The 14,487-nt window shown below is 70.9% G+C and carries 6 protein-coding genes and 1 pseudogene; 4 read left to right on the plus strand and 3 right to left on the minus strand.

Translation table 11 applies throughout. From position 1 onward, the window contains the following. Positions 1-133 (plus strand): annotated as a pseudogene (locus tag LG379_RS00005) (peptidylprolyl isomerase); the annotation flags it as partial. Between the two features lie 81 nt (positions 134-214). Here the strand turns inward: LG379_RS00005 and LG379_RS00010 are convergent. Continuing rightward, complete coding sequence (locus LG379_RS00010; protein WP_225752558.1) at positions 215-754, minus strand: peptidylprolyl isomerase; 540 nt, start codon at positions 752-754, stop codon at positions 215-217. Between the two features lie 253 nt (positions 755-1,007). On the opposite strand from LG379_RS00010, the gene LG379_RS00015 reads away from it, so the two are divergent. Next, complete coding sequence (locus LG379_RS00015) at positions 1,008-1,949, plus strand: hypothetical protein (protein WP_225752559.1); 942 nt, start codon at positions 1,008-1,010, stop codon at positions 1,947-1,949. A gap of 80 nt (positions 1,950-2,029) precedes the next feature. Here the strand turns inward: LG379_RS00015 and LG379_RS00020 are convergent, their stop codons facing one another. Continuing rightward, positions 2,030-2,635 carry a flavodoxin family protein gene (locus LG379_RS00020; protein WP_225752560.1) on the minus strand — a complete coding sequence of 202 codons (606 nt, stop codon included), beginning with the start codon at positions 2,633-2,635 and terminating at the stop codon, positions 2,030-2,032. Positions 2,636-2,762: 127 nt separating this feature from the next. On the opposite strand from LG379_RS00020, the gene LG379_RS00025 reads away from it, so the two are divergent. Continuing rightward, on the plus strand, positions 2,763-5,414 hold the full coding sequence (locus LG379_RS00025) for an AMP-binding protein (RefSeq protein WP_225752561.1): 2,652 nt from the start codon (positions 2,763-2,765) through the stop codon (positions 5,412-5,414). A gap of 11 nt (positions 5,415-5,425) precedes the next feature. Here the strand turns inward: LG379_RS00025 and LG379_RS00030 are convergent, their stop codons facing one another. After that, positions 5,426-6,091, minus strand: coding sequence for a response regulator transcription factor (locus tag LG379_RS00030; protein ID WP_225752562.1), 666 nt, complete (start codon positions 6,089-6,091; stop codon positions 5,426-5,428). Positions 6,092-6,335: 244 nt separating this feature from the next. Between LG379_RS00030 and LG379_RS00035 the strand changes: the two genes are divergently transcribed. Continuing rightward, on the plus strand, positions 6,336-14,396 hold the full coding sequence (locus tag LG379_RS00035; RefSeq protein ID WP_225752563.1) for a DUF11 domain-containing protein: 8,061 nt from the start codon (positions 6,336-6,338) through the stop codon (positions 14,394-14,396). Positions 14,397-14,487: the final 91 nt, after the last annotated feature.

Raw genomic sequence — 14,487 nt, forward strand, 5'->3', positions numbered from 1 at the left:
GGGTGGCCCCGGCTACACCTCCGACGACGAGATCCCCCCCGAGCTGACGTTCCCCGAGCCGTACCTGCTCGCCATGGCGAACGCGGGCAAGCGCCGCGACCCCGTGACCGGTCAGGTCGGGGGCGGGACGGGGTTGCTCATCGCTGCTCCTGGCCGGTGTGCGTCGGGCCGGGCACCCGTACGGGGTGCCCGGCCCGGTGGACTGTCGCGGTCCTCAGTCCTCGACGGTCACCGACGTGATGGTGATGTCCTCGACCGGCCGGTCGCCCGGACGCGTCTGCGCGGTGGCGATAGCGTCCACGACGGCACGGCTCGCGTCGTCGGCGACCTTGCCGAAGATCGTGTGCTTGCCGTTGAGCCACGACGTCGCGGCGACGGAGATGAAGAACTGCGAGCCGTTCGTGCCCCCGACCTGACCGGTCACGGGGTCGCGGCGCTTGCCCGCGTTCGCCATGGCGAGCAGGTACGGCTCGGAGAACGTCAGCTCGGGGTGGATCTCGTCGTCGAAGGTGTAGCCGGGGCCACCCGTGCCCGTGCCGAGCGGGTCGCCGCCCTGGATCATGAAGCCCTCGATGACGCGGTGGAAGATCGTGCCGTCGTACAGCGGCTCGGAGCGGTCCTCGTCCGTGCGCGGGTCCTTCCACTCCTTCGAGCCCGTGGCGAGGCCCACGAAGTTGCGGACCGTCTTGGGCGCGTGGTTCGGGTAGAGCTCGATGCGGATGTCACCGGCGGAGGTGTGCAGGGTCGCGAACATGCGGTCATCCTCCCACGGAGGGCCGACACGCGACGGAGGGCCCTCAGCCGGCGGCGCCGCCCGCCCGCGTACCTGCTTGTGCGCTCGTCCCGGGCGCGATGTGCGGGGGACGTGAAGGAACCCGAAGGACGCGCGACGCCGGGGCAGGGGTGGCAGCATGGTCAGGAGTCCCGCAGGCCCGACGTACGTGAAGGGGAGCCGGCAGCACGCCGGTGGGCCGACCGAACGAACGCCGTCCACAGAGGAGCACCAGATGTTCGACCGCATCAGAGCAGCTCGCACGACCGTCGACGCGGAGCGGCTCAAGAGCCAGGCTGCCGAGCTCCAGGCTGTGCTCGCGGACGCCGGAGCGCGGGCGAACCTCACGGCGGCCCAGCTCGCCGAGCAGGCGCGTCTGCAGGCGGGCGTCGCCCGCGAGTGGGCGTCGCCCCACGTCGAGCACGGCGTGGACTGGGCGCGGCCCCGGCTGGAGAAGGCCCTCGCCGAGGGCCGGCACCGTGCCGCCCCGCACGTCGAGGCGGCGGCCCGCAAGGCGGCGCCCGTCGTCGACACGGCGCACGACAAGCTCGTCGAGGACCTGCTGCCCAAGGTCGTCGCCGCGGTCGCCGCCGCAGCGGCCGCCACGGCCGCCGGCGCCGACAGGGCGCACGACGTCACCGCGGCGAAGCTCACCGAGCTCGCGCACGTGGAGACCAAGAAGTCGCACAAGGGCCGCAACGTCCTCCTGTTCCTGGCGATCGCCGGCGCCGGCGCCGCCGGCTACCAGGCGTGGCGGCGGAGCACGCCCACCACCGACCCGTGGGCCGAGGACCCGTGGCAGGCCACCCCGTCCGCCGGCACCGCGCGCCGTCAGGAGTTCCAGGGCGTGGTCGAGGACGTGCGGCACGAGATGGAGGACGCGGCGGAGGCGGTCGGTGAGGCCGCCGGCGAGGCGGTCGCCCGGACGCGCGAGGCGACGGAGAAGGCCAAGGAGGCCGGCGGCACGTCGGCGCGGACCCGCCGTCGGACCGAGGAGCCGGACGCCGACGACGCCACGGCGACGCAGGCGATCGAGACGGCCGGCACCACGGGCACGGCGGGCGAGACCGACGTGACGCCTGCAGACGTCGCCGACTCGATCGGGACGCAGCTGGACGAGACGCCGTCGGACGCCGGTGCGGACGAGGGCGCGGAGAACGGCAAGCACAAGGCCTGAGCCGTCGCGGCGCGCCGCAGGCAGCACACGGAGGGGCCCGGCATCGCGCCGGGCCCCTCCGTCGTCGTGACGCCGAGGGCTCAGCCCTCGACCGTCAGCCGACGGGAGATCCGGATGGTGCGCGCGGCCAGGTGGTCCAGCGCGTCCAGGACGCCGTCGCCGATCGGGTCGTCGTTGTCCGCGCCGGAGACGTGCGAGACGCCGTACGGGTTGCCGTCCACGAACTTCAGCGGGTCCGTGTAGCCGGGGGTGACGAGGATCCCGCCGAAGTGGGCGACACCGTGGTACATCGCCAGCAGGGTGGACTCCTGACCACCGTGCGCGGTCTGCGAGGACGTGAAGCCCGCGTAGACCTTGTCCGCGAGCGTCCCCTGCGCCCACAGCGGGCCGAGGGTGTCGAGGAACTGCTGGAGCTGGCTCGTGACGTTGCCGAAGCGGGTGGGCGAGCCGAGCAGCACGACGTCGGCCCACTCCATGTCGTCCCCGGTGGCCCTCGGCTCCTCGGCGATCGCGTCGACGTGCTCGCGCCACCGCGGGTTGCTGTCGATGGCGGCGTCCGGGGCGATCTCCGCGACGTGGCGGCGCCGCACGTCGGCGCCCTCGCTGCCCGCCGCCTTCTCCAGGCGCAGCGCCATCTCGTGCAGGTTGCCCGTGCTGGAGTAGTAGATGATCGCGACGTTCGTCATGCGGCCTCCTCGGTGGTCGGGGTGATGTTCCTCGACCGTCGGCCACGACGTGCTCGGCTGCATCCCCGCGTCGCAGCATGCGGGACAGCACCGTAGGTAAGGCTTGCCTTCCTGTAGGCTCCGCGGCGTGCTGCTCCCGCCAGTGGCCGCCGGGGGACGCACGGCGGCCCCTCCTCGCCCGGTTCCCGGGCTTGTCGCCGACCTCGCGCGCCACGGCGCCACGACGGCGCTCGTCGAGGACGGCCGACGGATCACGTTCGAGGACCTGGACCGCCTCGTGCAGGAGCGGGCCGAGGCGCTCGGTCGCACGCGCCGTCTCGTCCTCGTGGCGATCACCGCGACGGCGTCGTCCGTCGTCGACTACCTCGGCGCCCTGCGGGGCGGCCACGTCGTCCTGCTCACGGCAGACGACGACGTCGTCGTCGACGGTCTGGTGATGGCGTACGACCCGGACGTCGTGCTCCGTCCGGGGGCGCCGGCCGACGAGCGGCGGGACGGGACGGCGCACGAGCTCCACCCGGACCTGACGTTGCTCCTGAGCACCTCGGGGTCGACGGGCTCGCCCAAGCTCGTGCGCCTGTCGCGCGACAACCTCGACAGCAACGCAGCCGCGATCGCGGCGTCGCTCGGGCTGGACGCGGACGACCGCGCGGTGACGAGCCTCCCCCTGCACTACACGTACGGTCTGTCCGTCCTGCACAGCCACCTGCACGTGGGTGGCGCGGTCGTCCTGACCCGGCTGTCCGTGGTGGACACGTGCTTCTGGGACCTCGTGCGAGCGGAGGGCGTCACCGGCGTCGCCGGGGTGCCGCACACGTTCGAGCTGCTGACCCGCACCGGTTTCACGGGGAACGACGTGTCGTCCCTGCGCCGGATCACCCAGGCCGGCGGCCGGCTCGCGCCTGAGGCCGTCCTGCGGTGGCACCAGACCGGCCGGCGCGCGGGCTGGGACCTCGTCGTCATGTACGGGCAGACCGAGGCGACCGCGCGGATGGCGGTCCTGCCGCCGCACCTCACCGCCGCGCACCCGGGCGCGATCGGCCTGCCCGTTCCGGGTGGCGACCTGCGGGTCGAGCCCGTGCCGGAGACCGCCGACGACCCCGACGCCGGAGAGCTCGTCTACCGCGGGCCGAACGTCATGCTCGGCTACGCGGAGTCCCCGGCGGACCTCGGCCTCGGACGGACCCTCACCGAGCTGCGCACCGGGGACCTCGGACGTCGCCGCGACGGCGTGCTCGAGGTCGTCGGACGCCGCAGCCGGTTCGTCAAGGTGTTCGGGCTGCGGATCGACCTCGGGGTCCTCGAGTCACGCCTCGCGGACGCGGGCCTCGTGGCCGCCTGTGCGGGGGACGACGACGTGCTGGTGGTCGTCGTCGAGCGGGAGGGGCTCGACCGTGCGGGTCTCGTCGGCGTCGGGGCGGTCGAGGCCGTCCGGCGGCGGCTCGCCGGCGCGTGCGGCGTCCCGGGGACGGTGATCGACGTCGTCGTCGTGGAGGCGCTGCCCCGGCTGACGAGCGGCAAGGTGGACCTCGGCGCCGTGCGTGACCTCGCGGCCCGGCGGCGCGAGGGTGCGGCCGGGGCGACCCGACGGGACGAGGGTGCAGCCGGGGCGCCGTCGGCGCGGGGGAGCCGGGCCGACGACGCCGCGGCCCCGACGTCCGTCGGGGGCCTGTGCGCGCTGTACGCCGAGCTGCTCGAGCGGCCGGACGTCACGCCGGACAGCACGTTCGTCAGCCTGGGCGGGGACTCCCTGTCCTACGTGGAGATGTCCGTCCGGCTGGAGGAGCGGCTGGGTGCGCTGCCGCCGGGGTGGCACGTGACGCCGGTGCGCGAGCTCGCCGCCGACGCGGCCCCACCGTCACGGGCGCGGCCGTGGACCGCAGGCCGGCTGGAGACGAGCGTGGCCCTGCGCGCCGTCGGCATCCTCCTGGTCGTCATGACACACTCGAACGTGCTCTTCGTGCCGGGCGGGGCGCACCTGCTCATGGGCGTCGCGGGCTACAACTTCGCGCGCTTCCAGCTGTCCGCCGTGGACCGGCGGACGCGGGTCAGGCGTGTCGGCGCGAGCCTCGCGCGGCTGCTCGTGCCGAGCATCCTGTGGATCGCGGTCGCGGGGGCGCTGACCGGTGCGTACTCGCCGACGACGGCGCTCATGCTCACCAACGTCCTGGGACCGGACCGGTGGGGGACCGCCTGGCACTTCTGGTTCCTCGAGGCCGTCGTGTGGCTCGTCGTCGGAGTGACGGTGCTGCTCTGCGTGCCGGCTCTGGACCGTGCGGAGCGGCGATGGCCGTTCGCGAGCGTCGGCGTGGTGCTGGGTGCGGGGATGCTGTTCCGTTACGACGTGCTGGTCCTGGACAGCGGGCCGGACATCCAGACACCGCAGAACCTGCTGTGGCTGTTCGCCCTCGGCTGGGCCGCCGCGCGCGCGGGTGACGTCTGGCAGCGCGTGGCCGTGACGGCGGCGGCCCTGGTCACCGTGCCGGGGTTCTTCGAGAGCCCGCTGCGGGAGGGCCTCGTCGTCGTCGCGCTCGCCCTGCTCGTGTGGGTGTCGAGCGTGCCGTTCCCGCGGGCCCTCGCCCGGGTGGCCGGCGTGCTCGCGGCGGGGTCGCTGTACGTCTACGTGACGCACTGGATGGTCTACCCGCCGCTGGAGGACGACTACCCGGTGCTGGGGGTGCTGGCGTCGTTCGCCGTCGGGCTCGCGTACTGGCGTCTGTCGACGGTCGTCGTGAGCCGGGTCTCTCGGTGGCGGACGGGGCGGTCCCGGGACCGCTGAGGGCGCGAGGGTCAGTCCGGTCGGCGAGGGGAGCGTCCGGCTCCGGCCGCGGGCGCGCCGGCCGTGACCGCGCGTACCGCCTCCGCCCGGGTGTGGACGTGCAGCTTGTGGATCGCCGACGCGATGTGGGTCCGCACCGTGACGGGCGCGATGACGAGCCTGTCGGCGATCTCCTGGGTGCGGTGACCACGGCGCAGCAGCTCCACCACCTCCGCCTCACGCTCGGTGAGCAGAGACGCCGGTCCGGCGGTGCGAGCGCGGTCGCGGAGGCGGTACTCCTCCAGGAGCCGGCCCACCATCCGCCTGGGGAGAGCCGGCTCGCCCCGGAGGACGGCGTGGAGGCAGGCGGGGAGGGTGTCCACCTCGTCGAGCGGGACGACGCCGCTCGCCCCGAGCAGGACCAGGTCCGCGCACAGCGGGTCGTCGGCGTCCTCCACGACGAGGACCACGTCGCACCCCGTCGCACCGAGGTCACGGACGACACCGGCCATGTCGCCCACGGTGTGGCAGCCGACGACGGCGACGTCGACCGGCGACCTCCCGGCGAGGGCGAGGGCGCTCGCCGTGGATCCGGCCGTTCCGACGAGCCGGACCTCCGCAGGCAGCGCCGCGCAGAGCCGTCGCAGCACTGCAGGATCGCTGTGGGCGACCAGGACGCCGGGGGACGTCGTCGTCATGCCACCTCCTGGGGTGGGGCCCCTCGACCATCGTCCTCCCTGGCCCGTCGACCGGAGGGCGAAGTGGTCGCATTCGACCCGGTATCACCCGTTCGGACGGCGGGGCGACCCCCGGGGCGCGGGCGTTGAGAGATCTCAACGCCCTGCCGTCCCATTCGGGCTAAGCGGACAACACGCCCTCCTAGCGTGAAGACGTGTGCGGCGGACGCCCCCGTCCGTCGTCGACCGCCGACGGAGGTGCGTCATGGTCCCGACCCGCTCCACGCGTGGTTCCCACCGCTCGCTGACGACGGAGCGACGACGACGGCACGTCCCGAGGCGCTCGGCGGTCATCGTGACCGCGGGCGCCTTCGCCGTGAACCTCGTGGGGCCGGCCGCGCTGCCGGCGGTGGCGGCGGTGGGCGACTTCTCGCTCGACTTCGCCGCGGCGGCGCCCTACTCCTACAACTACATCACCGGTGGCGGGGCGTTCGACGACGGGACGATCGGCGTCGACAAGGACGTCGTCGAGTCCCTCGAGGGCGGGGACTACGCCTGCGGCGACATCGTCACGTACTTCACCAAGATCGTCGTGGACGACACCGCTGCCGCCGACGACGCGCAGACGATCGAGCTCACGTACTCCTTCACGATGGACACCACCGGGCAGTCCGGTGTCGCCATCGGGGACATCACGTACGCGGGCATCAACTACGGGACGATCCAGGACCTCATCCCGGGTGAGAACACCGTCGACGACGGGTTCGCCGACGAGGACGGGATCGTCGTCGACGACGGCGACAGCGTCGCGACGCTCGTCTACGAGCACGGTTCCGGCCCGATGTTCGAGCGCGGGTCGACCCTCACCGGCACGGTCGAGGTCACGGACCTCGAGGCCGGTGAGGTCGTCATCCTGCGCCTCGACACCCAGCTGTACTGCCAGGGCGGCGGCACGAGCCCGACGGGCAACCTCCAGGGCGACCTGGCCACGGCTGAGCTGACGTACATCGACGACACCTCCGCGGTGACCCCGCCGCAGACCATCCCCGGCGGCGCGCAGACCATCCCGTTCAAGCAGATCGGCGACCTGCAGTACCCCGAGCTGGTCATCCAGAAGACGGTGACGACCGAGGGGGCAGCCTGTCCCGGCGTCGAGAGCCTCACCGTCGCGGCCGGTGACGTGGTGCGGTACTGCTACGCCATCCGGAACGCAACAGGCTTCACCAGCAGTGCGGTCCCCGGGACCGCGCCGCTGTACGACCTGGTCGTGCGCGACGACAACGCGACGTCCGGCACGGCCGACGACTTCGACGTCATGCTGACGCTCGGGCTCACGGACGAGGACGGTGACGGCTTCGCCGACGACCTGGCCGCGGGTGGGTCCGCCTCCGGTGAGGCACTCGTGACCGTCCCGGCATCCGCGCCCCCGGGCACCGTGACGAACACCGCCACGGTGACCGGCGAGGTCAACGTCCTGCTCGGCGGCGGGACGATCTCCCGGACCGACACGGCGAGCGTCGTCGTGAGTGCGGCGCCGGCCATCGACATCGAGAAGACCCCGGACTCCCAGACGGTGACGGAGGGGGACGACGCCACCTTCACGATCACGGTCACGAACACGGGCAACGTCCAGCTGACCGACGTCACGGTCACGGACCCGAACTCGCCGAGCTGCGCGGCCACCATCGGCGCGCTCGCCGTCGGCGCGACGCATTCCTACCCCTGCTCGATGACGCCCACGGCGAGCTTCACGAACACCGCCACGGCCACCGGCACGGGCGCCGGAACCCAGGTGACGGACTCCGACTCGGCGGACGTCGTGCTCGACCTCCTCCCCGCCGTCACGGTGACGAAGAGTGCGAACCCCACCTCCGTCCCCGAGACCGGCGGGAACGTCGACTTCACGTTCTCGGTGCAGAACGACAGCGCCGAGCCGGTCACCATCACCAGCCTCGACGACAGCGTGTTCGGCGAGCTGGTCGGCGACGGCGACTGCACCGTCGGGACCGAGCTGGCCGCCGGCGCGTCGTGCTCCTTCACATCGACCTTCGCCATCCCCGCCGGTGACGTGCCCGGCTCCCACGGGAACACGTTCACGGCCTGGGTCGAGGACCCCCAGGGCAACGACACCAGCGACACCGACGACGAGACCGTCACGTACACCGACGTGCTCCCCGACGTCACGCTCACCAAGGACGTCGACCCCGCCTCCGTCGCGGAGACGGGCGGCGAGGTGACCTACACCTACGTCGTCACGAACAGCTCGGCCGAAGCCGCGACCATCACCGGGCTGAGCGACGACAGGCTGGGCACCCTGACCGGTGACGCCGACTGCCAGGTCGGCACGGTCCTCGCCGGAGGCGCCTCCTGCTCCTTCACGGCAGGGGCCACGATCCCTCCGGGTGACTTCCCGATGGGGTACACCAACGTCGGCACGGTCACCGTCGCGGACGACGACGGCAACACCGACACGGGTACCGACAACGCGACGGTCATGTACACCGACGTCCTGCCGGACGTCAGCCTGACCAAGACGGCGGACCCGACCACGGTCCCGGAGAGCGGTGACGTCGAGGTGGTCTACACCTACGTCGTCACCAACAGCTCGGCCGAGGCCGCGACCATCACCGTCCTGGCCGACGACAGGATCGATCCGCTGGTCGGCGACGACGACTGCCAGGTCGGCACCGTCCTGCTCGGCCGCGCGTCCTGCACCTTCACCGCCACGGGCACCGTCCCACCGGGCGACGCCCCGGGCGGATACACCAACATCGGCTCCGTCACGGTCACGGACGGCGACGGCAACACCGACGTCGCCACCGACGACGAGACGGTCACCTACACCGACGTCCCGCCGACGGTCCGGGTGGACAAGGCGGCTCTCCCGCTCTCCGTACCGGAGAACGGCGGCCTGGTGTCGTTCACCTTCTCGGTCACCAACACGTCCTTCGAGCCGGTGACCATCACGGCTCTCGAGGACGACGTGTTCATCGAGATCGACGGCAACGAGACCTGCCAGGTCGGCACGGTTCTCGACCCGGGTGAGACGTGCACCTTCACGGAGACGCATCGGCTCTCCGGCGACGTGGCCGCGCCGCACACGAACGTCTTCACCGCCACCGTCGCCGACGACGAGGGCAGCACGGCGAGTGACGACGACGACGCGACGGTGGACTTCGCCGACGTGGCGCCGACGGTCGTCATCACCAAGACGCCCAGCGTCTCGGAGGTTCCCGAGACCGGCGAGGACGTGACGTTCACGTTCGTCGTGACGAACACGTCCGACGAGCCGGTGTGGATCGACTCTCTCGACGACACCGACTTCGGCACGCTCACGGGTGACGCGGACTGCATGGTGGGTACCGAGCTGGCACCCGACGCCTTCTGCGAGTTCTCCCTCGTCCGATCGATCGCGGGTGACTTCGGCGGACCGGACCACAGCAACACGGTCACCGCCGTCGTCAAGGACAACGAGGGCACCACGGGCACCGGCACGGACGACGCGACGGTGAGCTTCACCGACGTCGCGCCGACCATCACGGTCGACAAGACCGCGTCCCCGACCACCGTCCTGGAGACAGGTGGAGACGTCACCTACACGTTCGTGGTGACCAACACCGGCCCGGAGGACGTGACGCTGACCAGCCTGTCCGACGACCGGTTCGGCGAGCTCGACGGGAAGGGCACGTGTGAGCTTCCCGCCACGATCCTCATCGGCGGCGCGTACACCTGCACGTACACGACCGCCCTCGCGTCCGACAGCCTCGCGCCGCACACCAACGTGGTGACCGCCACGGCTGAGGACGACGACGGCACGGAGGCGACAGACACCGACGACGCGACGGTGACCTTCACCGACGTGGCACCGGCGATCCAGGTCACCAAGACGGCGTCTCCCACGTCCGTCCCCGAGACCGGCGGCAACGTCGTCTTCACCTTCGAGGTCGAGAACGTGGGGCAGGAGGACGTCACCCTGACGTCCCTGAGCGACAGCCGATTCGGTGACCTCGACGGCCAGGGCACGTGCGACGTCCCGCAGCAGATCCTCATCGGTGGCAGCTACGCGTGCACCTACTCGGTGTTCCTGTCCTCCGACTCGCTGACCGCGCACTCCAACGTCGTCACGGCCACCGCGGTCGACGACGACGACACCCCAGCCACGGACACGGACGACGAGACGGTGATCTTCACCGACGTCGCGCCGATGATCCGCATCACGAAGACGGCGAACCCGACCCACGTCCCTGAGACGGGCGGTGACGTGACCTTCACCTTCCTGGTGGAGAACATCGGGGACGAGGACGCCACCTTGACGTCCCTCACCGACAGTGTCTTCGGTGACCTCAACGGCCAGGGCTCGTGCGTCACCGGCGGCCTGATCGCGATCAACGGCAGCTACAGCTGCTCGATCACGGTGTTCCTGTCGTCCGACTCCCTGACGGACCACACGAACGTGGCGTCCATCGTGGTGACCGATGACGACGGAACCCCAGCGAGTGACACCGACGACGAGACCGTCACCTTCGACGACGTCGCACCGGCGATCCGGATCACGAAGACCGCCGACCCGACCTCCGTCCCGGAGACCGGCGGCAACGTCACCTTCACGTTCCTCGTGGAGAACATCGGGCAGGAGGACGTCATGCTGACGTCCCTGACCGACTCCGTCTTCGGCGACCTGGCCGGCCAGGGTGACTGCACGGTGCCGCAGGCCATCCTCGTGGGCGGCAGCTACAGCTGCTCGATCACGAAGGCACTCGCCTCCGACTCGCTCAGCGCGCACTACGACGTCGCCACCGCCACCGCGGTCGACGACGACGGGACGCCGGCGACGGACGACGACAGCGAGACCGTGACGTTCCAGAACGTCCCGCCGGAGATCCGAATCACCAAGACCGCCTCCCCAGCCTCCGTCCCGGAGACCGGCGGGGACGTCACCTTCACGTTCCTCGTGGAGAACATCGGGCACGAGGACGTCTCGCTCACCTCGCTCGAAGACACCGTCTTCGGCGACCTCGACGGCCAGGGCACGTGTGTGGTCCCGCAGACGATCCTCATCGGAGGCACCTACAGCTGCGAGATCACCGAGCCGCTCAGCTCCGACTCCCTGACCGACCACGACAACGTCGTCACGGCCACCGCGGTCGACGACGACACCACAACCACCACGGACGACGACGACGAGACCGTCACGTTCTCCGACGTGGCCCCGACCATCTCGGTGACCAAGGACGCCACCCCGAGCGCCGTCCCGGAGACGGGCGGCGACGTGAGCTTCGCGTTCACGGTGCTGAACACCAGCCTCGAGGCGGTCACCATCACGTCCCTGAGCGACAGCGTCTACGGCACCCTTGCGGGCGACGCGGACTGCGCCGTCGGGACCGTCCTAGCCGCCGGCGCGTCCTGTGACTTCACGCTGACCGCGTGGGTCGAGGGCGACTACTCCGGACCGGACCACGTCGACGTCTTCACCGCGGTCGCGGTCGACAACGACAACACCGAGGCTAGGGCCAGTGACGACGCCACCGTCGACTTCACCAACGTGCTGCCGACCATCGACGTGACCAAGACCGCCGACCCGACCTCCGTCCCGGAGACCGGCGCCGACGTCACCTTCACCTTCGTGGTCAAGAACACCAGCACCGAGGAACCCGTCACCATCACCTCCCTGGAGGACGACGTCTACGGGCTCCTTGACGGCGACGCCGACTGCGCGGTGGGCACAGTCCTGGCCGCGGGCGCATCGTGTGAGTTCACCCTGACCCAGTGGGTCGAGGGCGACTACTCCGGCCCCGACCACGTCAACGTGTTCACCGGCACCGCCGTCGACAACGACGGTTCCGAAGCCACCGACCACGACGAAGCCGCCGTCGACTTCACCGACGTCGCCCCGGCGATCGAGGTGACCAAGACGGCCGACCCGACCTCCGTCCCGGAGACCGGCGCCGACGTCACCTTCACCTTCGTGGTCAAGAACACCAGCACCGAGGAACCCGTCACCATCACCTCCCTGGACGACGACATCTACGGGCTCCTTGACGGCGACGCCGACTGCGCCGTCGACACCGTCCTGGCCGCAGGCGCCTCCTGCGCGTTCACCCTCACCGAGTGGGTCGAGGGCGACTACTCCGGCCCGGACCACGTGAACGAGTTCACAGCCATCGCCGTGGACAACGACACCACCCAAGCGACCGCCACCGACGACGCGACGGTGGACTTCACCGACGTCGCCCCCGAGATCGAGGTGACCAAGACCGCGAACCCGACCTCCGTCCCGGAGACCGGCGGCAACGTCACCTTCACCTTCGCGGTGACCAACACCAGCTCCGAGGAGCCGGTCACCATCACCGCCCTCAGCGACAGCATCTACGGACCGCTCAGCGGTGACGCCGACTGCACCGTCGGGACGGTCCTGGCCGCAGGCGCCTCCTGCGAGTTCACCCTGACCCAGTGGGTCGAGGGCGACTACTCCGGACCGGACCACGTCAACGTGTTCACCGGCACCGCCGTCGACAACGACGGTTCCGAAGCCACCGACCACGACGAAGCCGCCGTCGACTTCACCGACGTCGCCCCGGCGATCGAGGTGACCAAGACGGCCGACCCGACCTCCGTCCCGGAGACCGGCGGGAACGTCACCTTCACCTTCGTGGTCAAGAACACCAGCACCGAGGAACCCGTCACCATCACCTCTCTGGAGGACGACGTCTACGGGCTCCTTGACGGGGACGCCGACTGCGCGGTGGGCACAGTCCTGGCCGCGGGCGCATCGTGTGAGTTCACCCTGACCCAGTGGGTCGAGGGCGACTACTCCGGCCCGGACCACGTCGACGTCTTCACCGCGGTCTCGGCGGACAACGACAACACCACGGCCACGGACACCGACGACGCCACGGTCGACTTCACCAACGTGCTGCCGACCATCGACGTCACCAAGACCGCCGACCCGACCTCCGTCCCGGAGACCGGCGGCAACGTCACCTTCACCTTCGTCGTGACCAACACCAGCTCCGAGGAGCCGGTCACCATCACCGCCCTCAGCGACAGCATCTACGGACCGCTCAGCGGTGACGCCGACTGCACCGTCGGGACGGTCCTGGCCGCCGGCGCCTCCTGCGAGTTCACCCTCACCCAGTGGGTCGAGGGCGACTACTCCGGACCGGACCACGTCGACGTCTTCACCGCGGTCGCCGTCGACAACGACAACACCACGGCCACGGACACCGACGACGAGACCGTCACCTACCAGGACGTGCTGCCGGACGTCAGCCTCACCAAGCTGGCCGGCTCGGCGACGGTGCCGGAGACCGGAGGAACGGTGACGTACACCTACGTCGTCACCAACAACTCCGCTGAAGCCGCCACCATCACCGTCCTGACCGACGACAAGATCGGGCCTCTCTCCGGCGACGCCGACTGCACGGTCACCACGCTCCTGGCCGCCGGTGCCTCGTGCAGCTTCACCGCCACGGGGACCATCCCCGCCGGGGACTACCCCAGCGAGTACACCAACCTCGGCAGCGTCACCGTCACCGACGACGACGGGAACGAGGACTCGGCAACCGATCCGGCCACCGTCCTGTACGCCGACGTCCTCCCGACGATCGACGTGACGAAGACGGCCAACCCGACCTCGGTGCTCTTCGGCGGCGAGAACGTCACCTTCACCGTCGACGTCACGAACACCAGCGGCGAGGACGTCTACCTCGACACCCTCACCGACGACGTCTTCGGCACCCTCGACGGCAAGGGCACCTGCGACGTCCCGCTGACGATGCCCGCCGGCACTGCGTACAGCTGCGCCTTCACGGAGTTCCTCTCCTCCACCACGTTCCAGACCCACAAGGACGTGGTGACGGCGAGCGGCACCGACGACGAGGGCAACGTCGCCAGTGACACCGACGACGCCACGGTCACCTTCTGGTGGTACGGCCGTACGCCGGGCTACTGGAAGAACCACCCTGAGAGCTGGGTCGGCTACACGCCGAGCCAGAAGGTGCAGAGCATCTTCGCCATCCCGGCCTGCATCCGGACGAAGGGCAACTTTGACCAGGTCAAGCCGTCCGGTGCCGACACGCTGATCCAGGCACTCGGCTACCAGGGTGGCGAGACGACGAAGGGCAAGGCGGAGATCCTCCTCCGGGCCGCCGGCGCCGCGCTCCTCAACGAGCGCTACTACGGCGACCAGTACCCGCCGTACGCCAGCACCAGCCAGCTGATCGCGGCGGTGAACAGCACCCTGGCGACGTGCGACGGCAGCCAGTACATCGCCCTCGCCACCGTGCTCGACGGCTGGAACAACGGGTTCGACGGCGATCTGCCGTGACACCGTCCTGACCCGCGAAGAGGCCCCGCCCGGTCCGACCGGGCGGGGCCTCCCGCGTCACGCTCAGGCGCCGTCAGGCGTCAGGCGTCAG

The organism is Actinotalea sp. Marseille-Q4924 (genome assembly GCF_916618755.1).
Classification (GTDB): domain Bacteria; phylum Actinomycetota; class Actinomycetes; order Actinomycetales; family Cellulomonadaceae; genus Actinotalea.